Source organism: Paenarthrobacter sp. NPDC057981 (genome assembly GCF_042886835.1).
Lineage (GTDB): Bacteria > Actinomycetota > Actinomycetes > Actinomycetales > Micrococcaceae > Arthrobacter.
On sequence record NZ_JBHVQI010000001.1, the window covers coordinates 355633 to 376570 of the forward strand.

General features: G+C 62.8%; 21 protein-coding genes and 1 pseudogene. 9 read left to right on the top strand and 13 right to left on the bottom strand.

Annotated features, from left to right (window positions below; all coding sequences use genetic code 11):
* Positions 1–145: 145 nt before the first annotated feature.
* Positions 146–448: pseudogene (locus ACFVSI_RS01610) on the bottom strand (Ohr family peroxiredoxin); the annotation flags it as partial.
* A 230-nt stretch (positions 449–678) separates the two neighbouring features.
* Here ACFVSI_RS01610 and ACFVSI_RS01615 point away from each other — a divergent pair.
* On the top strand, positions 679–849 hold the full coding sequence (locus ACFVSI_RS01615) for a hypothetical protein (RefSeq protein WP_387819233.1): 171 nt from the start codon (positions 679–681) through the stop codon (positions 847–849).
* A gap of 142 nt (positions 850–991) precedes the next feature.
* On the opposite strand, the gene ACFVSI_RS01620 is transcribed toward ACFVSI_RS01615, so the two are convergent.
* The 3 genes from ACFVSI_RS01620 to ACFVSI_RS01630 form a co-directional block, all read right to left on the bottom strand.
* A complete protein-coding gene (locus ACFVSI_RS01620) occupies positions 992–1189 on the bottom strand; it encodes a hypothetical protein (protein WP_387819234.1) in 198 nt (65 codons plus the stop codon).
* Position 1190: 1 nt separating this feature from the next.
* The gene (locus ACFVSI_RS01625) at positions 1191–1757 is read right to left on the bottom strand and encodes a hypothetical protein (RefSeq protein ID WP_387819236.1); all 567 of its coding nucleotides are present in this window, start codon (positions 1755–1757) and stop codon (positions 1191–1193) included.
* A 493-nt stretch (positions 1758–2250) separates the two neighbouring features.
* Positions 2251–2856 (bottom strand): hypothetical protein, encoded by a 606-nt coding sequence (locus ACFVSI_RS01630; RefSeq protein ID WP_387819238.1) that lies wholly within the window; start codon positions 2854–2856, stop codon positions 2251–2253.
* A 41-nt stretch (positions 2857–2897) separates the two neighbouring features.
* Between ACFVSI_RS01630 and ACFVSI_RS01635 the strand changes: the two genes are divergently transcribed.
* Positions 2898–3149, top strand: coding sequence for a hypothetical protein (locus ACFVSI_RS01635; RefSeq protein WP_387819239.1), 252 nt, complete (start codon positions 2898–2900; stop codon positions 3147–3149).
* Positions 3150–3280: 131 nt separating this feature from the next.
* On the opposite strand, the gene ACFVSI_RS01640 is transcribed toward ACFVSI_RS01635, so the two are convergent.
* Positions 3281–4120, bottom strand: coding sequence for a helix-turn-helix transcriptional regulator (locus ACFVSI_RS01640; protein ID WP_387819709.1), 840 nt, complete (start codon positions 4118–4120; stop codon positions 3281–3283).
* Positions 4121–4213: 93 nt separating this feature from the next.
* Here ACFVSI_RS01640 and ACFVSI_RS01645 point away from each other — a divergent pair, with 93 nt between their 5' ends.
* Complete coding sequence (locus ACFVSI_RS01645) at positions 4214–5200, top strand: SDR family oxidoreductase (protein ID WP_387819241.1); 987 nt, start codon at positions 4214–4216, stop codon at positions 5198–5200.
* Positions 5201–5293: 93 nt separating this feature from the next.
* On the opposite strand, the gene ACFVSI_RS01650 is transcribed toward ACFVSI_RS01645, so the two are convergent.
* From ACFVSI_RS01650 to ACFVSI_RS01680, 7 genes are all read right to left on the bottom strand, one after another.
* Positions 5294–5584, bottom strand: coding sequence for a competence protein CoiA family protein (locus ACFVSI_RS01650; protein ID WP_387819242.1), 291 nt, complete (start codon positions 5582–5584; stop codon positions 5294–5296).
* Between the two features lie 119 nt (positions 5585–5703).
* The gene (locus tag ACFVSI_RS01655; RefSeq protein WP_387819244.1) at positions 5704–6564 is read right to left on the bottom strand and encodes a phosphogluconate dehydrogenase C-terminal domain-containing protein; all 861 of its coding nucleotides are present in this window, start codon (positions 6562–6564) and stop codon (positions 5704–5706) included.
* Between the two features lies 1 nt (position 6565).
* Positions 6566–7378 (bottom strand): sugar phosphate isomerase/epimerase family protein, encoded by an 813-nt coding sequence (locus tag ACFVSI_RS01660; protein WP_387819246.1) that lies wholly within the window; start codon positions 7376–7378, stop codon positions 6566–6568.
* Positions 7375–8184: a triose-phosphate isomerase family protein gene (locus ACFVSI_RS01665; RefSeq protein WP_387819248.1), complete on the bottom strand. Its 810-nt coding sequence runs from the start codon at positions 8182–8184 to the stop codon at positions 7375–7377. Before ACFVSI_RS01665 ends, ACFVSI_RS01660 begins: the two co-directional genes overlap by 4 nt.
* Positions 8168–8638 carry a ribose-5-phosphate isomerase gene (locus ACFVSI_RS01670; protein WP_387819249.1) on the bottom strand — a complete coding sequence of 157 codons (471 nt, stop codon included), beginning with the start codon at positions 8636–8638 and terminating at the stop codon, positions 8168–8170. Before ACFVSI_RS01670 ends, ACFVSI_RS01665 begins: the two co-directional genes overlap by 17 nt.
* Positions 8635–10392: a dihydroxyacetone kinase family protein gene (locus ACFVSI_RS01675; RefSeq protein WP_387819251.1), complete on the bottom strand. Its 1758-nt coding sequence runs from the start codon at positions 10390–10392 to the stop codon at positions 8635–8637. Before ACFVSI_RS01675 ends, ACFVSI_RS01670 begins: the two co-directional genes overlap by 4 nt.
* Positions 10393–10483: 91 nt before the next feature.
* Positions 10484–11851 (bottom strand): MFS transporter, encoded by a 1368-nt coding sequence (locus ACFVSI_RS01680; RefSeq protein ID WP_387819253.1) that lies wholly within the window; start codon positions 11849–11851, stop codon positions 10484–10486.
* 181 nt (positions 11852–12032) lie between these two features.
* Between ACFVSI_RS01680 and ACFVSI_RS01685 the strand changes: the two genes are divergently transcribed.
* Entirely contained in the window at positions 12033–12776 is a 744-nt protein-coding gene (locus tag ACFVSI_RS01685) for a FadR/GntR family transcriptional regulator (protein WP_387819255.1), read from the top strand.
* 60 nt (positions 12777–12836) lie between these two features.
* On the opposite strand, the gene ACFVSI_RS01690 is transcribed toward ACFVSI_RS01685, so the two are convergent.
* The gene (locus ACFVSI_RS01690) at positions 12837–13883 is read right to left on the bottom strand and encodes a LacI family DNA-binding transcriptional regulator (protein WP_387819257.1); all 1047 of its coding nucleotides are present in this window, start codon (positions 13881–13883) and stop codon (positions 12837–12839) included.
* A gap of 257 nt (positions 13884–14140) precedes the next feature.
* Here ACFVSI_RS01690 and ACFVSI_RS01695 point away from each other — a divergent pair, with 257 nt between their 5' ends.
* The 5 genes from ACFVSI_RS01695 to ACFVSI_RS01715 all read left to right on the top strand — a co-directional run bounded on the left by ACFVSI_RS01695 (position 14141) and on the right by ACFVSI_RS01715 (position 20937).
* On the top strand, positions 14141–15409 hold the full coding sequence (locus ACFVSI_RS01695) for an ABC transporter substrate-binding protein (RefSeq protein ID WP_387819259.1): 1269 nt from the start codon (positions 14141–14143) through the stop codon (positions 15407–15409).
* A gap of 85 nt (positions 15410–15494) precedes the next feature.
* The gene (locus ACFVSI_RS01700) at positions 15495–16472 is read left to right on the top strand and encodes a carbohydrate ABC transporter permease (RefSeq protein WP_387819261.1); all 978 of its coding nucleotides are present in this window, start codon (positions 15495–15497) and stop codon (positions 16470–16472) included.
* On the top strand, positions 16469–17353 hold the full coding sequence (locus tag ACFVSI_RS01705) for a carbohydrate ABC transporter permease (protein WP_387819263.1): 885 nt from the start codon (positions 16469–16471) through the stop codon (positions 17351–17353). Before ACFVSI_RS01700 ends, ACFVSI_RS01705 begins: the two co-directional genes overlap by 4 nt.
* A 39-nt stretch (positions 17354–17392) precedes the next feature.
* A complete protein-coding gene (locus tag ACFVSI_RS01710) occupies positions 17393–19156 on the top strand; it encodes a DUF5605 domain-containing protein (protein ID WP_387819265.1) in 1764 nt (587 codons plus the stop codon).
* A 101-nt stretch (positions 19157–19257) separates the two neighbouring features.
* Positions 19258–20937 (top strand): hypothetical protein, encoded by a 1680-nt coding sequence (locus ACFVSI_RS01715; RefSeq protein WP_387819267.1) that lies wholly within the window; start codon positions 19258–19260, stop codon positions 20935–20937.
* Position 20938 lies beyond the last annotated feature (1 nt).

The window sequence follows — 20938 nt, forward strand, 5'->3', positions numbered from 1 at the left end:
AGCGCCGAATATGGACGTTCCGTCACCCTAGGGAGCGGAAGTGCCGGCCGGTTTGACGTTAGGTTGCGTGGGAGGTCTGTTGGACCTGGGTGCGAAGCCAGCGGGCGATTGCTCGTCTCGTCTCTTGGGCCTACAAGCCGCAGCTCTAGGCATACTCCAGAACGCTGATATCCACGATCGTGTTGCCACGGGCGGCGTTCGAGTAGGGGCAAATTTCGTGGTCCTCCGCGACCAGTGCCTCGGCCGTAGCCAGGTCAAGTGCTGGCAAGGCGACCTCAAGTTCGGCGGCCAGCCCATAAGCAGCGTTGTCCAGTTGCCCAAGATGCACCTTTGCCGCAACTGCTGAATCCCTCAGGTCGGCCTCTGCCTTGTCCGCCACGACACGTTGAGCTGAGTGAAAGCAGGCCGCGTACCCCACCCCGAAGAGCTGTTCCGGGTTGGTGCCCTGAGCAAAAGAAGTGTGTGGACATGTCCACACTTTTCACCCCGGACTGCCCCATACAGCCACCGGACTGCCCCGGATTACGCATGTTTCCGCGACTTACCAGCATTCCCGAGGCCGGGAATCGCGTTCGACTCCCACCTCGGGCACTGTATTGTTGCAGGTCAGGGGCCTATATGGCCCCTGACTGTGTACAAAACCCCTAAAAGTGTGTACAGCGGCGTAGCGTTCTGTGCATGCCCAGCATCTCCACACGCACCAAAAAGGACGGTTCTCAGTCCTTCATGGTCCGCTGGCGGGGCCCCAAAACACACAAGGCCCAAGGCCTGACTTTCGTCTCCCATTCTGAAGCCGAGACCCTCAAGCGGTTGCTCGACGCCAATGGCAGAACTTCCCCAACGGTGTAGATCTTTCTTTGTGTGGTTAGCCATTGAATAGATGGCGCCTTCGATCGGGTGAGTCACGGCAGAAAGCCATGCTCCCCGGCGTCATCGGCCGGGCAGCACCGCTTCCTGTTGTTGTTTGGCGGGCCGATGGCAAACAATGCTTCTAGCGGTCGGTGTTCCTCACGATGAACGACGCGAAGAGCGCAGCGACTACGGGAATCAGCACAGTTATTGTGGCGCTGAGCGTGTTCTGAGAGTCCCCGAGCAGGTATCGGATTCCAAGGCTTATTAGTCCCACGAGGAGCCCGCAACCAAGCCAGAGCGCTCGCTGTTTCGCTGCCTTCGTGTTGCGGTCGGACATCTCAGCAGCTTGTTGCACTTTGAATTCCAGAGAAGATCGCTCCGGTCAAACCGCCGATAAACATCCCAGGGATTCCCGCGCCGGCCCCGGTGAGCGCCCCAGTACCCAACCCCCAGAGGAGGTTATTGAAAGCACATCCCTGATTTATCCTGAGCGTTGGGACTGCAGGGGATGCGCCATTCGCGGGGTGAAAATAGACATCTACTTGTTTCCGGTTCGATGAGAGCTCGAACGACAACGTGTAGTCGACGCCGGCCACACTAGCCTTGACGCCGGTCCTTTCCAGAACATGGCCCCGGGCATCTCTTGCGAGCAGCGTCCCGTCTGCGGCTATGTCGAACTTTGCGCGGATAGCGCTCAATCGAATGACTTTTTGGCCCTGGATCGTCTCCATGGACGAGGAGAGATAAGCGGTGCCGTCGTTGGAAGCCTTGGCTCGGGATTCCCCTGCAGATATGGCCTCATGCGTGGCAGCCATTGCCGGCACCGGAGCCATCAGCGCCGAAGCCAGCAGGAAGCCCAGGCCTGCGAACAGCACCTTCTTGCTGAAACTGTTCGTTCCCCGCATCTTTTCCTCATTCCGTGTGTTTCAGGTGCCGGAGCGCCGCCGTACTGGCGTCGGAGCCGTAGGCGGCTTGATGGTCTGTATCGGCGGTCTCTTCGGCGGCGAACTTTGATAGTTCGCTACCTTTTAGTGCCGTCAAGTGTCGTGGCGTGACGCTTCACGAGCGTGGTTCTCGAAGGTTCCGGTCCAAGACGTCAGGAGGGCAGACGAGCTACCTGCTGAGATGAAATACGAAGTCCGCCGACGTAGCAGGCATGACGCCCGGCAGCGGACCAGAACGGCGCCGGGTCGGACGAGCGCAATCCGTTTTAGCTGGCGGGGTTTCCGGGGCGTAGCCGCATCCTGAACGCCCTGTCCTGGTCTTCCCCGCGAACGCCAGACGGTGAGCGGAATCGGCAGAGTCCGGTGATTTGCTGCCCACCCGCCGTCTCGTCTCTGCCGAAGAAATCGAAGCGGCCCTGGACATCTACGATCAGGCGTGGTCCACCGTCCGGCTCTAGCCGGTGCGGTGGGCCGCCGAAGTTCCCACTATGTCTTCGACGGCCCGTCTTGACAGGGGTGTCCCGATGGCCGCCGACAGCCGCCTCATCTGGACGATACGTCGGACCGGAACAGCGTCTGATCGCAGGGAGGAACGCACGGAAAATCGGTTGACGCCGCCTTGCCGAGGAGTCACGGCATGTCGACGTTGTTGCGGTAGGCCGTGTTTTTGGTGGTGTTCCAGCCGGCGATGATGCCGACGCCGAGCATGTGGTCGGTGAGGCGTGCGAAGCGGTAGCCGGGCGGTGTCCAGGGCGAGCTGGAGATATTGATGGGCTTTGGACCCCCTGCCTTCCCACCAGTTGATGTAGCCGATCGTGGTGAGGATGGGCGCTGCGTGTTCGGGGCTGGTCCGTATGTATGTGTGAGGGAGCAGGTCCTTGGCCCATTCGATGCGTGACCAGCTTGGTCCTGTATTGGTTAGGGCGAAGAGCACGTGTTCCGGTTGTTCGTCGATGCCGGGGAAGTCGGCCATGAGCTGGTCGCGGAGGTGCGGGAATTGAAAGTCCGCGACGAGCTTCAGAATCTCCGGAACGGCGGGGTAATTCTTTGTGCTGAGCATTGGTCGCGTTGCCCCAGGACATCAGCGAAAAGGTGTACGCGTTGCCTGAATACAAGGGTTCAAGCTCGAACCTTTCCCAGGTAAGCCTGACCTCGGACAACGTCTTCGGCGACGATGGGGGTGCGCTGCAACTCGCGCAGGTTACCGGCGACACCTCTTCCGGCTACCACGTCGCACTCACCGCCGCCGTAGATACAGCCACCACCCCAAGCGCTGGCGGCGCCCCAAGTGGGGGAATGCCACCAGGCGGCGGATCGGGTGGAACCCCGCCCACCGGAGCGCCACCAGCCTGACGGGCAGGTGAATGTCGCCGTAGAGACCGCGCATGACAGCAGCGGGCCGCTTGGGAGCAGCTTGGACTTCAGAGGCCGGGACAGCCCGGCAGGATGCCCAAGGAAGCTAACCCCCACCGCATCGGTGTGGCTCAGGGCAGGGAGCCCGCAATGATGGAGAGGAGTTGGAGCTTCTCGTAGCTGTCGCCGCCGGGCTCTGCGGTGTAGACGAGCAAGGTGTGGGATTCGTCGGGGTCAAGGAGTGTCTGGCACTCCAGTTCGAGCAGTCCTACCTCCGGATGAAGGAAGCGCTTCCCCTTCGAAGGCCGGACCCCCACTTCCTGCAGATCCCAGTATCTGCGGAACAGCTCGCTTTCCTTGAGCAGCAGTCCTGCGAGGCGTTCCGCTTGCGATCGGGTACCCCGCTTGGCGACGATCTCACGCAGCCCCGACGCGAAAACCCGTGAGAGCTGGTCATGGTCGTCTGGCGCGTACCGGTCTCGGGTGGATGGGTCGGTGAACCATCGGTAGCCCAGGCTTCGGGCCGGGCCACGGAAGCTGGTCAGGTCGCCGGTGAGGGCAACCCCCATCCGTGTTTGGCGCAGCGTCTCACCGAGCTCTGTGACGATCTCAGCCGGTGTGTCGTCGAGGCGGTCGAGGATTCGCAGCAACCCCGGGGCAATGTATTCCTCCCGCGATGCACCGCGGACCGGCGGCAAATGCCCAGCCAGCCGGAACAGGTGGTCACGTTCGGTGAGCCCGAGATGCAAACCCAGGGCGATCGCTGCCATCATCTGTTCGGAGGGTTGTGGGCCGCGGCCGCGTTCGAGTCTGGCGTAGTAGTCGGTCGACATGTGGCACAGCGCCGCCATCTCCTCGCGACGCAGTCCCTCGACTCGCCGGCGCTGCCCGCGAGGAAGCCCGACGTCTTCAGGTTGAAGTGCCGCACGTCGGTGGCGGAGGAACGCCGCCAGCCCGGCCCTATCGATCAGCATATGCCCCTCCTTATTACACCCTTTGTACCGTAGCCAATGACTCTGAGCCACGGATCGTCAGGCCGTGGATAGGTTCAGGAGGTATGCCTGATGCTGGGTGCAGACCTCTTTACCTGGAAAAAGGAGCAAGCCATCGTGGTACGCCGTCCCAACGACATCACCGTCCCCGACCTCAGCGCCAAACGCATCGTCCTCACCGGCGGCAGCGACGGCATGGGACTCTCCATTGCTTCCCGGCTCGCCGCTGCAGGAGCCGAACTCGTCCTTCCTGTCCGGAACCCCAAAAAGGGCGAGGCAGCCCTCGCAGCTATCCGTGTGTGGGCTCCGCAAGCCGATGTCTCACTTCGCTCCTTGGACCTTTCCTCGCTCGAATCCGTTGCCTCACTGGGTGCAACGCTGCGTGAGGAAGGCAAGCCAATCGATGTGTTCATCGGCAACGCCGGTGTCATGAATCCGCCCGTCCGGCAGACCACCGTCGATGGGTTCGAGCTGCAGTTCGGCACCAACCATCTAGGCCATGCAGCGCTGATCGGCCATCTCCTGCCGCTGCTCCAAGAAGGACGCGCGCGCGTCACGCTGCAGCTCAGCATCGCCGCTAACGGCGGTGCGGTGAACTGGGACGACCTGAATGGGGAGCACTGCTACGACGGCATGGCCGCCTATTCTCACTCGAAGATTGCCTATGGCTTGTTCGGCCTGGAACTGGACCGACGCAGTAAAGCCGAGGGCTGGGGCATAACCGCGAACCTCTCCCACCCTGGAGTCGCTCCCACCAACCTGCTCGCCGCCCGCCCCGAGATCGGCCGCGTTGACGCTGTGCCCGCACGCCGGCTCATCAGCGCTCTCTCCCGACTCGGCATCCTGGGCACAGTTGTGAGCGCCGACCAGTCCGCCCTGATGGCCGCCACTACACCGGGCGAACAAGGTGGCAAACTCTTCGGCCCGCGGGGCATCGGGGGGCTTGGCGGATTGCCTGTGGAACGGAAACTTTTTTCCAGCCTGCGAAGCCCTGGAGACGGGCGGCGAATCTGGGAGCTGACGCGAGAACTCACGAAGGCCCCGCTTCCCTTGACGTGAGTAGCCAGGACCGTGGCAGGTTCGGGTCAAGACTGCTAGGTCATGACAAGAAGATGGCTTGCGCCGCAGCCCGGCAACCGGGTTCCCGAGCCCTCATGCTGGCGGACTCACCGCCGGGGATTGAACTCCGGCGGAATACAGCTGGGAACCCTGTCCTGCTGCTGCAAGGAATTTGAAGGCGCTCCATGGCCTCGAAACCAAACGGCAGTCCTGCCGGTGGCGGGCTGCAAAAGAGGGCTGACGGCTCTGTCCTGCTCGGAACACGGCGCGCCCGTCACAAGCCAGGCACACCAATTCCGGACGATTTGTTCTCTGTTCTTCCGGAAGGAGTCCTGCGAACTCTGTTGCGGTCCATTCGGTGCCATCCAGAACGCTTTTTGCCATATACAAGGTGCCTCCTCGCGCAGTTCCTCACCCGAAACTCAGCTGACCATCGTGGGGACTTCAAGAGCGGGCCGTAGCAATCGCCGCGGCCCGCTCTTTTTACGTCTGGATGGGCACTATCAGCGCTTGACGGCGTCCAGCTTCAGCATCTTGGCGATGACGTTGTCGAGTTCGGAGTCGTCGAAGATCTTCTTCCAGTCGTCCTTGATGATTGTGTCCTTGCCGTACTGGATGGCGATTTCGCAGGCTTCGGAGAACGGGTTGGAACCGCGCAGGGCGTTGGTGAGAGCGATCTGGACGTGGCCGAACAGCATGGCCTTGGCGGCTGCCTCCGGGACGCCGACGGTGTGCACGGTCTCGTGGAGTGCTTCGTTGAGCAGGGTGCCGATCATGCAGGCCACGGTTTCCACGAGGGTGGGTTCGAGGACGGCGAGCTGGTAGACGGTGACCCAGTGTACGTCGATGACGGGCGCGTAGATGGTGCGGATGACGGCTTCGGCTGCGTCACGGGTTGCGGTGGGGGCGTCGTCGTCGATGGCTGCCACCACGTTCTGCGGTGCACCTTCGCCGCCGAAGGTGTCGGCCCATTCTTCCTTGGTGGTGCGCTCCAGGAACACGGACGGGTGGCACGGGTGAGCGACGGCCTGGACAACGTCCTCGCGCTTGGCCAGGAGGCCGGCGTAGGCGGCGGCCGGGTCAAGGGTCAGGAGGATCGCGCCTGCCTTCATCTGCGGGACCACACCTTCGGAGACGACGCCCAGGACGGTGTCCGGGACAGCAAGGATCACGACGTCGGCGCCCTGGACGGCGTCATCGGTGGCGGTGATTTGGCGGCCTTCAGCCTGGACGCGCTCCTGGCCGGCGGGGGAGTTCTCGCTGTAAAAGACAGTGTGGTTGGACTTCTGGAGGTTCCGGGAAACGCGCATCCCCATCTTTCCTCCGGCTCCGATGACGGCGACGGTCAAAGTTTCTGCTGACATTTCACTTGCTCCTTAGGAAATCGAGGCTTTGTTGGGTCCACTGGTTTTCGAGGCGGATGGTCTCCGCTTCGGAGTCCTGCCAGGGCAGCCAGTGCTCGACGATTTGGTTGATGTTTCTGGTTTTGGGCTGGATCTTCTCGACCATGTACTCGTAGTCGAGAAGGCCCTCGCCGAGGGGTGCGCCCGAGTACGTGAACCCGACCCATCCCTGCTTGCGGCTGAACGCAAAGTCTTTGATGTGCATGTTCAGGACATAAGGCCCGACGGCGTCAATCACCTCACGCGGCATCTCCAGCGCAGCGACGGTGTTGGCGGGGTCGCTGCAGATTCCGAGGTACGGGCTGTCGACGCGCTTGACGACGTCGAGGATCCGTTCCGTGGGGACCTGTTCGTAGGTCTCGACGGCGATCCGCACTCCGGCTGCCTCGAACTCGGGAAGCACGTCCGTGAAAATCCCCACGGCTTCCTCGTTGTCCGGGGTGTGGCCGGGGACGTTGAACATGGTCCGCAGCAGGTCCGAGCCGAGCACCTGCGCGATGTGCAGGAACTTCCGCAGGTGCTCCGGACGGATGCCCTTGGTCCCGACTTCCAGGGTGATGCCCAGTTCGTCGGCCGTCGTGCGGACGGCGGCGAGGTCGGCGTCGTTCATGTCTTCCAGCGGTGCGTAGTCGCAGATTTGGAAGAGGTCCACACCCATCTCCGCAGCCCGGCGAAGGGCGTCGTGGATGCTCAGCGGATTGCTGACCTGGTCCGAGAGTTGCCAGAAGAAGGCGTAACTGCTGAGTCCTATTTTGCTTTGGGAACCGCCGTTCATGCTGCCACCTCCTGCGCGGCGAGGCGCGCGGCGGTTTCGTCCAGGATGGTCTTCAACGCTGCGGGGTCGTGCGCGAAGCGGCCCAGGAACAAACCGGCGACGGCGGTGTCCAGTTCAGTGATCAGGCCCGGTCCGGCGCTGCCGCCGTAAATGACCCGGCTGTTTTCCTGGCCGGGCAACGAACGCAGGTGCGCGTCGAGGCCACGGACGACGGCGCTGATGTATTCCGGGGTGGCTGGCTTGGGGGCGCCGATGGCCCATTGCGGCTCGTAGGCTACGATGGTCCGGCCAGTGGGGCCGAGGGATCCGGCGCGGTTGATCGCTGCGTCGATTTCGGCCGTGCATTGGGAGACGGCTTCCTCTGGGGAACCTTCGGTCAGTTCGCCGACGCAGAGCACCGGGGTGAGGCCGTTGCGGTAGGCCGCCGCGGTCTTGAGTCCGATCACGCGATCGTCCTCGCCGAAGATCCGGCGTCGTTCCGCGTGCCCCACTTCCACGTAGCGTCCGCCAAGCTCAGCGACGGTCTTGCCGCCGACTTCGCCGGTGTAGGCGCCTTCGTCTTCCCAGAAGATGTCCTGCGCTCCTGTGCCCACGTGTGCAGAACCCAGGATGCGGGCGGCCTCGGGGAGTGCCGGAAGGACCGGGAGGACGAACAGCTCAATGTCCCCGTTCTGCACAGCCGGGTGCTTGTAGGCGATCGTGGCGATGTCGCGGCAGTAGTCCACTGAGCGCTGGTACCCGAAGTACATTTTCAGGCTCACGCCGATCACCGCCTTGGCGGCAGCAGGGTTAGCAGGACGTGACACCTTCGTAGTCCTTAATCAGTGTGACTTTCTCTGCCGAGGCGGAGCTTTCGTCGAAGGTGTAGGTGAGCCATTCCTTGGCCAGGCGGCGGGCCAACTCGAGGCCGATGACGCGCTGGCCCATGGTGAGGATCTGGGCGTTGTTGGAGAGGACGGAGCGCTCCACGGAGAAGGAGTCGTGGGCGGTGACTGCGCGGATGCCGGGGACCTTGTTCGCGGCGATCGCAACACCGAGTCCGGTGCCGCAGATCAGCAGGGCACGGTCGGCGTTGCCCGCGGCGACGAGTTCGGCGGCGGCGATGGCCACGGACGGGTAGGGGGTGTGGGAGGTCGCGTCCACCCCGACGTCGGTCACGGACTCGACCAGCGGGTTCGCTTCCAGGTCGGCCTTGAGGGCTTCCTTGTACTCGAATCCGGCGTCGTCCGATCCGATGACCAGGCGCAGTTTGGCGCTCATGCGTTCTCCTTAACAGTGTTATTAGCGGCGGTTTCACCAATGAGTGTGTTGTGGATGGCCCGGACGATCAGCGCCATGGAGATGGCGCCGGCGTCAGGGGTTCCCAGGCTTTTTTCCGCGTGCGGGCGGGCGCGGCCCATGAGGGGCAGCAGGTTCGCTGTGGCTTCGGCGGATTGTTCGGCAATGGTCGCGGCAGCGCCCCACGCGTCCCGGAGGGAGCCGCCGTCGTTCACTGCCGTGGTGAGTGCGTCGCTGAAGGGGGCCAGCACGTCCACCAGGGTCTTGTCGCCCACCTTGGCCTTGCCGAAGTCCATGATGGAGCGCTTCGCCTCGGCCACACCGGCGGCCACCGCGGCGGCGTTCGGTGCATCGTTATCACCGACGGCAGCGCCGACAGCGCGCAGGGCCATGCCCCACAGCGCGCCCGAGGTGCCACCGGCCTTGTCGGCCCAGGCATCGGCGGCAAGGTTCAGAACGGTGCCGGCACCGGCACCGCGTACGACGGCGTCTGCCGCGGCGGCTGCTGCGGCGTGGATGCCGCGTTCCATGCCGATGCCGTGGTCACCGTCGCCGGCGATCGCGTCGATCCTGCCCAGTTCGGCCACGTTCGCGTCGATTACGGCCTTGGCTGCATCCAGGGCCGCCAGCACGGACTTGGCGGCGGAGCGGGATTCGTCCGTGGCCTCAGGGATCACGGCCAGCGGCTCAGCGTCAAAGGCGAGTTCCTCGGCGTCGAGCGCCTGGGCCGTCACTGCACCCCGGCGGAAGGCCGGTGCATCCGCCGGGGCCAGCCACAGTTCCTCGAGTTCGGCGTCGAGCCAGAACAGGGTCAGGGAGGTCCCGGCCATGTCGAAGCTGGTCACCAGTTCGCCGACCTGCGGGTCCACGGCTTCGATCCCGGCTTCCGCCAACAGCTGGGCCACGCGGCGGTAGACCACAAAAAGTTCTTCGTACTTCACGCTGCCCAGGCCGTTGAGGATAGGCACCACCCGGGCACCCTCCACCGAGAGGCCGTCAGGTACTTCCGTCAGGAGGTCCTTGACCAGCAGCTCGGCGAGCTCATCCGCGGTCGGAATGTCCGTTTCGCCGATGCCCGGTTCGCCATGGATGCCCATGCCTACCGCCATGCGCCCCTCGGGAACGGAGAAGAGCGGTTCGGGGGCCCCGGGCAGGGTGCAGCCGGTGAAGGCGACACCGAAGGAACGGGTCCGGTCATTGGCGCGCCGGGCGATCTCCACCACGGCGTCCATGGAATAGCCCGCCTCGGCAGCCGCGGCCGCCACCTTGAAGACGGTCAGGTCACCGGCGATCCCGCGGCGCTTGTGCTTCTCCCCGAGTGGTGCCGAGGAGATGTCGTCCGTGACGGCGATGCTGCGGCAATCGATGCCATCGGCCCGGAGCTTGTCCTGGGCCTGGGTGAAGTGCAGGACGTCGCCGGCGTAGTTGCCGTAACCGAGCAAAACACCCGCGCCGTTGTCCGCTGCCTTGGCCACGTTGTACACCTGCTGCGCGGACGGGGAAGCGAAGAGGTTGCCCATCGCCGCGCCGTGGGCCAGGCCCTGGCCCACCAAGCCAGCGAATGCCGGGTAGTGCCCCGAGCCGCCGCCGATCACCAAGGCGACCGTGTCCGGCGTCGAACGTGTGCTCCTGGCGACCCCGCCGTTGACGCGGCGGACCCACCGGCTGTGCGATGCGACGAAACCTTCGATCATCTCGTCGGCAAAAGCTGCGGGTTCATTGAACAAGCGGGTCATGCGGGGGCTCCTGGAGCTCTTGGTCTGGAAAATGCGTGCGGTTGGAGAGGGGCGCCCGCCCTACGGGAGGGCGCCCCGGCTTGTGGGAGGGTTACGGTTCGACGTGGTGTCCGGCGCCCTGGGGATCCAGGGCCTCGGCAGTGATGCCGGCAGAGGCCTTGCCCTGGCGGCTGAGGATCACCATGAGGATCGAGGAGAGCAACATGAAGCCGCCGACCACGAACATGGGAACCGTGTAGTTGCCGGTCCAGTCCTTGAGCCAGCCCGTGATGTAGCCGGCGCTGAAGCCTGCCAGGTTGCCTACGGTGTTGATCAAGGCGATGCCCGCGGCCGCTGCCGCACCGGTGAGGAACTGGGTAGGAACGGTCCAGAAGTTCGGCAGGGCCGCGAAGATGGACATTGCCGTGATGGTGATGACGGCGATGGTCGCGGCAGGGGAACCTGCGAACAGGGCCAGCGGGATGCTGAGGCCACCGATGAGTGCCGGGAGGGCAATGTGCCAGGTCTTGACGCCGCGCTTGGTGGCGTCCTTGGACCAGAAGTACAGGGCGAACGCTGCCGGCAAGTAGGGGATGGCCGTGATCAGGCCCTTTTGGAACACGTCGAACTTGGCACCGTAGAGGCCTTCGAAGCCCGCGATGATGGTGGGCAGGAAGAAGCCAAGGGCGTAGAGGCCATAGATGAAACCGAAGTAGATCAGGGAGAGCATCCAGACGCGGCCGTTGCCGAACACGGTGCGGACACTGACGTGCTTGTTGCTGGCGGCTGTCTGGGCTTTTTCCTTCTCCAAGGCACCAGTCAGCCAGGTCTTTTCCTCGGCGGTGAGCCACTTGGCCTTGGCGGGGTTGTCAGCGAGGTAGAACCAGGCGATGACGCCGATGACGATTGCCGGAACGGCAACACCGAAGAACATGAAGCGCCAGCCTTCGAGGCCGAAGAACACGCCGTGTTGCTGGATGAGTGCACCGGCCAGGGGAGCACCGATTACGGTGGTCAGCGGCTGGGCCAAGTAGAAGAGGGCAAGGATCTTGCTGCGGTGCTTGGACGGAACCCAGAGGCTCAGGAAGAGAATGGCGCCGGGGAAGAAGCCGGCCTCGGCAACACCCAGAATGAAGCGCAGGATGTAGAGCTGCTCAACGTTGCCCACCCAGGTGAAGAGCAGGGAGACGATGCCCCAGCTGACCATGATGCGGGCCAGCCAGCGGCGCGCACCGAACTTGTGGAGGGCCAGGTTGCTGGGGACTTCCAGCAGGATGTAGCCGATGAAGAAGACGCCGGACGCGAAGCCGAATTGGGCGGCTGAAAGGGCGAGGTCCTGGTTCATGCCGTTGGGGCCGGCGAAGGAGATGGCGGTCCGGTCCAGGTAATTGATGAAGAACATCAAGGCGACGAACGGCACCAGCCGGATAGCCACCTTCTTGATTGCGGATTTCTCTACCACCGATTGTGTGGTGTCCACATTGACTCCTAGATGTTGGTATCCCCAGTGATCCTGCGTTGGATTCGAGGGGCTGACTCATGCGATGGGCCGCCTGCGATGCGGCTTGACGAAGCTTGTGATTTAAACCATAGGCCGCGAAGCTAAATTGGTCAACCGGTTGATGAGTACCAATTGGTCATCCGGTTGTTACGCTGTGAAGATGCCTGTAAACCCTGCCGCCACAGCGGCCCATATGACGGCAGCCTTGGCCCCCATGGAGCAAGGTTCCGTGGTGTCCGAAGTAGCCGAGCGACTGCTTGCGTACTTCACCAGCGGCGACATCGCGCCCGGGACGCGCCTTCCCGCGGAGCGTCAACTGTCAGCATCCTTGGGCGTCGGGCGGTCGGCAGTGCGCGAGGCCTTGGCGGCTTTGGAGATTCTCGGCATCGTTGTTGTTCGGCCGGGCTCAGGGACGTACCTGCGCGACGGCGTCTCCGAACTCTTGCCGCGGACGCTCAGCTGGGGCCTCATGCTGGGGGAGCCCAGGACGCGGGAGCTCGTGGAACTGCGCAGCGGATTGGAAGTCCAGGCAGTGGAGTTGGCTGCCGCGCGCGTCGCCGATGAAGCCCTGGACCGCATGCGTGCCAACCTCGACGCCATGGAAAAGAACTTGGACAATCTGGCAGCCTTCGTCGAGGCCGATGCGGCATTCCATCGGGAGATCGCCGCTGCCTCCGGAAATACGGTCCTGGAGGAACTTCTTCAGAGCATCCGTTCCCTGCTGCGGATCTGGGTGGACCGCGCATTGACTGATGAAGGCCACGCCGAGGCCGCCTTGCGCGAACACACGGCTATTTACGAAGCACTCGTGGCCCGCGACACTTCAGCCGTCTCGGCGACCATGCGCTCGCATATGGCCACTGCCTCGCGGCGCCTGCTGGCCGGTTTCGACGCCGCCCACTAAATCACCTTCCGCCCCTCGCGAGATGGCATTTGATGACAATGTTTGGCCCAGGCATTGTCATCAAATGCCAACTCGCGAGGTCCGTTCGACGCGGGATGTTGAATCGCGAACCACGAGTTCTGGTTTGACGACGTGGTGCTGCGCCCGTTCCCCGGTGAGGATCTGATGATGGAGCATCGTGAAGGTGGCCATCCCCAATGCCCGGAAATCGAGGCGCATGGTGGTTAGCGGTGGAGAGAAGTAGGCAGCTGCCGGCATGTCGTCCACGCCAACAATGGAGAAGTCCCGGGGTGCCCGGGCTCCGCGCCGTTCCATGGAGCTCATGAAACCCAGGGCAATCTCGTCGTTGCTGGCGAAAACGCCCGTGAAAGCTCCCGGGTCGGCCAGCTCGCCCGCGAGGTACCCGGAGTCGGAAGACCAGTCCTTGGCAGCCGAGAGCACGCGGGGACGCAGGCCGGCGCTTTGCATAGCGTCACGGTAGCCGCGCTCGCGTTCGAGGGCCTCATTGCGGGTACCCGGACCGGCGATGTGGATGATGTCCCTGTGCCCGAGTTCGATGAGGTGCCTGGTGGCTCCCCAGCCTGCCGCGTGCGAGTCCGTTCCGGCGGAGCCTTCTGCCGATTGAAGTTCGGAGATAGTGATCAGGGGGAGTGACTGGTCCCAGTCGGAGATCAGCTTCTCGACTCCCGGGAGCGGGGTGGAGACAATCACGCCGTCTACTTGGATGGACTTGAAGTGCTCCAAGGCCCGCGTCGCGTCGGATTCCCACTCGGCTGCTTCGAAGTCCACGTCCAGTGCGGCGATGCTCAGGGTGACGTTGGCCTTGCGGGCTGCGAATCCCAATCCGGTCAGGGTCTCGGAGCTGCCATAGTTGAAGGCGCCCATGGTTAGAACGCCCACGGAGTTGGTCCTGCTGGTGCGGAGGGAGCGGGCAGACTGGTTGGGCACATATCCGAGTTCCTCAATGGCTGCCGTAATCTTCGCCCGAGTCTCGGCCCTGACGTAGCCGACGCCGGTGAAGTACCGCGAGACGGTCTGGGCGGACACTTCGGCGAGCCGCCCGACGTCGGCCATGCTGGGCCTTGCACCGGCTCGTGACTTTGCCATGTTTCACTCCTGTTCAGGATCAGTCAGATTGCTGATCACAACAAGTTTACGATCACTTGCCCGGGGGAGTCGGCTAAGGGCGAGGCAGCTCGCGGACGGTGCTCGATTTCGGCTCATTTACTGAGTGGAGTAGGTCCCAACCAAATTAATATTGGTCAACCGGTTGACGTAAGTTATCGTAAACCCACATACTCGTTATGGGCTAGATCACACAGTGACTTCAGCACCCTCAACCCAAACTACGAAAGGACGCGAAGATGCGTTTGTTCGCAAAGGCGGCTGCCGCCGTCGCGGCGGTAGCACTTCTCGCAGGATGCAGCGGTGGCGGTTCCAGTGCTTCCGGCGGCGGAACCACCACGCTCGAGTGGTGGACCATCAACCTGACGGCCCCGGCAGCCAACGAAGCGGTGAACAAGATCATTGCCGACTTCCAAAAAGAGAACCCGGACATCAAGATCAAGCTGACGCCCCGTGCCGTCGACGCGCACAAGGATGCGCTCCGCACCGCGATCGGAACGTCCGCAGCACCGGACATCTACGACTATTGGGCGGGCCCGGGACTCGGCGGTGAACTGGTCAAAGCCAACGCCAGCGCGGACCTCACCGAGTATTACAAGCAGTACAAGTGGGACGAGCGGTTCTCCGAGGCCGCATTGGCGCCGGTGACCCAGTACGGCGGATACCACGGTGTCCCGTGGAAGCTCAACGGTGAGGCGATCTACTACAACAAGAAGCTCTTTGCCCAGGCAGGAATCACGGAAACGCCGAAGACCCTCGACGAACTGGACGCCGCAGCCAAGAAGCTCAAGGACGCCGGTATTACCCCGATCCAGTTCGGTGGCACGGTCAACTGGCACGTCATGCGCCTGCTGGACACTTTCCTGGAAGGCAAGTGCGGTTCGGAGAAGTTCGACAAGCTGGTCACAAAGCAGGCCAACTGGGGCCAGGAGCAGTGCGTCACGGACTCCTTCACCGAACTTCAGAAATGGTCCAAGGACTACTTCAACTCCGGCTTCATCGGAATCAACAACGACGAGTCCTCGGCTCTGTTCTACGGCGGCAAGGCTGCCATGGCCCTTGAAGGTGACTGGTTCAATGCCAGCATCGAAGGCCAGAAGATGAACTTGGACGATGTTGGAGTCTTCAGCCTTCCCACCGGCACCAACCGCTTGTACGGCTTTGAGCAGGCCCAGTACATCACCAAGGACAGCAAGAACAAGGATGCAGCGGCGAAGTTCCTGGACTACTTCACCTCCAAGGCCGTACAGCAGGAAACGCTTGGCTTGTTCGCGGTCCAATCCGTCAATAAGGAAGTCACCCCCGACGCGGCGAAGGCAACCCCTTTGACCACCGCTTGGGACGGCATTTTCAAAGACGCCAAGGGTCTGTACATGAACAATGACCAGAACCTGAACCAGTCTCAGACCCGCGAATACTGGCGGATCCAGAACCTCGTGGCAACCGGCGGCCTGGACCCCAAGCAGGCGGGCGCTGACATGCAGAAGTTCCTGGACTCCAGCCAGTAAAACGGCTCCCGCGGTGTGGCCGCCGGTTCTCCTCCCGGTGGCCACATCGACCACCTTTCAGACAAGAGATCAAAGGCGAAATCCCTTGACAAAGCTCACAGAAACGCGCTTCACCGCCCAGTCGCCGGCACCGCGAAGCCGTCCACACCAGAAGAAGAACCTGGTACAACGCATCGGCAAGGGTGGCTTCATTGCTTCCCTGCCGTTCCTCGCACCGGCACTGGCTGCCTACGTCGTCTTTGTCATCGCACCGATGATCAGCGCCGTCCGTCTCAGCCTCTACCAATGGTCCGGCTACAACACCGACCCCCAAGTATTTGTCGGCTTCAAGAACTACGTGCGGCTCTTCACCCAGGACCCGGTGTTCTGGACGTCGGTCCAGAACACCGTCATCTGGGTGATCCTGTCCATCATCATCCCCACCTCGTTGGGCCTCGTCATGGCCCTTGCCCTGAACCAGCCCTTGGTGGGCCGGAACCTCTTCCGTTCCGTGTTCTATATTCCCGGCGTCCTGGCACCCATCGCGGTGGCCAACATGTGGCGCTGGATGTACAACCCCAACTATGGCGTCTTCAGCGAGATCGCCAAGAACCTGCACATCGGTGACGGCTCGGGGGTGACGTTCCTCAGCGATCCCAAGGTAGCCATCTACGCAGTGTTCGCCGCGTTCGTTTGGCAGGTCGCGGGATTGAATATGGTGCTCTTCCTTGCAGGCCTGCAGGGTGTGTCCAAGGAACTGGTGGAGTCCGCACGGCTGGACGGGGCCAACAACTGGCAGGTTTTCAGGAACGTGACCCTCCCGGCCCTGCGGCCAACGGTAGTGATCGTCATGGTCCTCACGATCGTCCACTCCATCAAGGTCTTCGACCTGATCGTCGGCATGACCGGCGGTGGCCCAGCCCAGTCCTCGCAGGTGCTGGCCCTCTGGTCCTACACCCAGTCCTTCCTCAACCACGACTTCGGCCTCGGCAACGCAGTGGCAACCGTGCTGCTGGTGGTCACCCTCATTCTCGTGGTTCCTTACTTGATCTGGTCCACCAAAGGAGCTGACGACCACCGATGAGCACCGCAACCCTTTCCCGCGCCCGTTCCGCCAGAAGCACCAAGTTGCCCGCGAACCCGCGCGACTATGTCCGGATCGGTCTCTGGATCGCTTTGGCAATCGTGATGGTCCTGTGGGCCATGCCCATGGTTTTTGTCTTCCTGACCTCCATCAAGAGCGAAGCCGACATCTTCTCCACCTCGTCGTTCGCAATCCCCAGTGCCCCCGAGTGGGAAAACTATGCCGAGGCTTTGGCAACGGGCAATCTGCTGACAGCCGGCGGCAACAGCCTTCTCATCGCCTTGGTGAAAGTACCCGTTGGCCTGTTCATCGCCGCCGCGGCCGCTTTCGCGCTCTCCCGGATCCGGTTCAAGTACGACACCCTGATCCTCGGTGCCTTCGCCTTGGGCTCCATGGTCCCCATCCAAGTAGCACTTGGCCCGCTATTCAAGACCATCCTGGACATGGGTTTGCTGAATAACCCCGTGGGCGTCATCCTGCCGTACATCGGCTTCGGCTTGCCCATGCAAGTGTTCATCCTGCACGGCTTCTTCAGCCAGGTGCCCAAGGAAATCGACGAAAGCGTCCGCGTTGACGGTGGCGGCAACATCCGGCTCTTCCTGCAGTTCATCCTGCCGCTGTCCAAGCCGGCCCTGGCCGCGTTGTTCATCCTGGACTTCGTAGCGACATGGAACGAATACGCGATCGCCCTGGTGGTCCTGCAGAACAAGGCTTCGCAGACCGTGCCGCTGGCCATCCAGTCGTTCCAATCCCAGTTCACCAGCTCCTACGGGCCCCTGAACGCTTTCACCATCATGTCCATCCTCCCCGTCCTGATCATCTACTTGCTCTTCCAGCGCTACTTCGTTCAAGGCATGTTCAGCGGCGCCGTCAAGGGCTGACGGCCGGCACCTGAACCACCCGGAATCCTGAAAGGAACCATGTCTACCTTCACCCCAGAAACCCCGCTCTTCGATGTGATGCGCGACGCCTCCGCGCATCGGATCATCTACGCGGAGATCCCCGAACTGGCCAGCAACCCGATCCTGCACACCCTGTACCACTACCCGCTTGGGCTCATCTTGGGCACCGAAGAGCGCCTCCGGGACGATGCCGTGCGGCGGGCCGACATCCTGGCCAGGATCACAGCGATCGACCCGTCGCAGACTCCCGCCCTGCCGTCGTCGAACGTGTCCCTCCCGCAGCCGGACTATGAAGCGGACAGCACCACGGAGGGCAGCGCGAAGGTCAGCTTCGCCGCGACGGCCGCGAAATGGTCGCCGTTCGAAGTGGAGCTCAAGGGGCCCGAACACGGCAACCCGTTCACCGACGTCGAACTTTTTGCGGACTTCGCCACCGCCGGCACCAAGCTCACCGTTGCCGGTTTCTACGACGGCAACGGCACCTACCGGATCCGCCTGCTGGTCCCGGAAACCGGGCAGTGGACCTTCACGACCCGCAGCAACGCCCGTTCGCTGAACGGCATCGGTGGAACGTTCGACGCCGGTCAGGCCGCTTCGCGCGGTCTGGTGCGGGTCGCCGAGCAATTCCACTTCGCCTACGACGACGGCACCCCCTACCTGCCGATCGGCACCACTTCCTACGTGTGGACCCACCAGGGCGACGCCCTGGAGCAGGAGACGCTGACCACGCTGGCCAAGGGCCCGTTCAACAAGATGCGCATGTGCGTCTTCCCGAAGTCGTACCTGTTCAACGAGAACGAACCGGAGATCTACCCGTACGAGGGATCAGTTGCCGAAGGCTTCGACTACCTGCGTCCCAACCCTGTTTTCTGGGCACACCTGGAGCGCCGCATCGACCAGCTGGAGGAACTGGGCATCGAAGCGGACCTGATCCTGTTCCACGCCTACGACCGTTGGGGTTTCTCTACCATGAGCCGGGACCAGGACGACTTGTTTGTGAAGTACGCCGTGGCTCGGCTGGCTTCCAAGCGGAACATCTGGTGGTCCCTGGCCAATGAATACGACCTCATGTTCGAGAAGTCCACTGAGGACTGGGAACGCTTCGCTGGTATTGTCACCGCGAACGATCCGAACGCCCACCTGCTCTCCATCCACAACTGCCGCGAGTTCTACGACCACAGTCGCCCATGGGTGACCCATTGCAGCATCCAGCGCCGGGACATCTACAAGACCGCCGAAATGACCACCGAATGGCGCGAACAGTACGGCAAACCGATCGTCATTGATGAATGCGCCTACGAGGGCAACATCGACCAAGGCTGGGGCAACATCACGGGCGAAGAAATGACGCGCCGTTTCTGGGAAGGCGCCCTGCGCGGCGGCTACGTAGGACACGGCGAGACCTATATGGACCCTGAAGATGTGCTGTGGTGGGCCAAGGGAGGGTCCTTCAAGGGATCGAGCCCCGAGCGGATCGGCTTCCTCCGCCGCATCCAGGAAGAAGCGCCCGGCGGGCGCCTCGAACCGCTCGCCGGTCACTGGGACGTGACTAGCGCTGGCTTGGAGAACGAGTATGAACTCATCTATTTCGGCTTTTTCCAGCCCACGTACCGCCGGTTCGTAAAACCCCAGCACATCACCTTCGAGATCGACGTGATCGATACCTGGAACATGACGGTGGAAACACTCCCGGGCACGTTCTCCGGCCGCTTCAGGGTGGAGCTTCCCGGCCGCCAATACGTAGCTCTGCGCTTGCGGGCAGTGAAAACAGGAAACGAGTAATAGGCCACAAGCCGTGCCGTGCAGGACGTGTCAGATCCTGCACGGCACGGCCCTGGTCTTGGACAGTGGAGACGAAGCCCGATGACCCTAAGGACCATCCCGTGAGCGCGACAGCAGAATCACGCCTGCGGGCCACCACCAAATACCTTAACTTCGGACCGTGGTCAGCCGAACTACGAGCTGACGAACTCGTCCAGATCCGGCACCGGGGCCTGCCCGTCCTGCGGGGGCTGCGCGCAGTTGTCCGCAACCACAACTGGCTCACACTGACACCCAGCATCATGTCCTCCCACACGCACGAAACGGCCGAATCGCTGCGGCTGATCCTCGACGTGGCATGGAAGGGCTACGCCGCCAGATACGCCGGACGGGTGACGTTACTGTTCCAATCGGAAAGCATCACCGTCACCTTTCAGGGCGCTGCTGTGGAGGAGTTCGCCTCCAACCGCATTGGGCTTGTTGTCCTGCACCGCCCGGACGACGCCGGACGCCCAGTCACGGTGACCGCACCTGACGGAAGCCTCAGCGATGCGGTCTTCCCCACGCGCATCAGCGCCCATCAGCCGTTCAGGGACATCGCCGCCCTTGAATGGGAACGCGAGCAGGTCGCGTATCGCCTCGACTTCGAAGGCGACGTATTCGAAACCGAGGACCAGCGGAACTGGACCGACGCCTCCTTCAAGACCTACAGCACCCCCCTCTCCGAACCCTTCCCGGTCACCCACCGGAGCGGCGACAGCGTCCGCCAAAGCATTCGGCTCACCGCCCGCCGGCTCATCCACGTACTTGACGAGCCATCCGGCAAGGTCCCAGCCCTGGGAACGTCAGCTGTGAGCTCGTCAAGTCAAGCGCCTTGCCCAGTGGTTTCCCTTCCCGCAGAGTTCGCGCCCCTGCTCTGCGAGGTGGCCATCGACGCAATCCCCGGCAGCGGACTGATGACTGCTGCCGAGGCCGCCGCCCTGGCGAGGAACTTCAACGTCAGCCTTGACGCCCGGATCGTCGCCGACACGCCTGAGGACGCAGTCGCGGTATTACGCGCTCTTCCCTTGGACCGGACCGCGCGTCTAGGCGTCTACGGCAGAACGAGCCACATCACGGAAGACAGCTTGTGGGATGCGGTCACCGCTGAAGCCAAGGAACTGGGGCACCGGGGCGAGCTGCTCGCCGGAGCGCGGAGCCACTTTACCGAGCTGAACCGGAACCAGCACAGCGCCCGCCAGGACGCAGATGCCGTCACCTACTCCATCACGCCCCAAATGCACGCCACTGAGCCGGCCGCGATCATTGAGACCCTGCCCATGCAAACCCTCACCGCTGACGATGCACTGGTTATCAGCAACGGCAGGCCACTGCATATCGGCCCGGTCACTCTGGTGCCGAGGTTCAACGCCGTCGCCACCCAGCCGCCGCTGACCGAAGAACTCCCTGCAGTCGACGCCCTGCAGAAGACGCCCTTCGCTGCAGCATGGCTCCTGGGCAGCGTCACCGCCCTCACCGGCCTCGGCACCGCCTCTATCAGCTACGCCTCGCTTGCAGAACTTGGAAGCCCGGCAGGTGAGCTGTTGCTTCAACTCTGCGAACATCGCGGGAGTGAAGTTCTGGCCACGGACACCGAACCCGAAACTATTGCCATTTATCCGGTAAGAACACCGTCAGGAATAGTCGCTTACATGGCCAACCTGACGGCCGATATGGTCACGGTCCGCGTAATAAGCCCCACCGGGATACCGACCGACGTGAGCCTCGCTCCATGGCAGACCTCCAAAATCCTCCTGCCCTGAA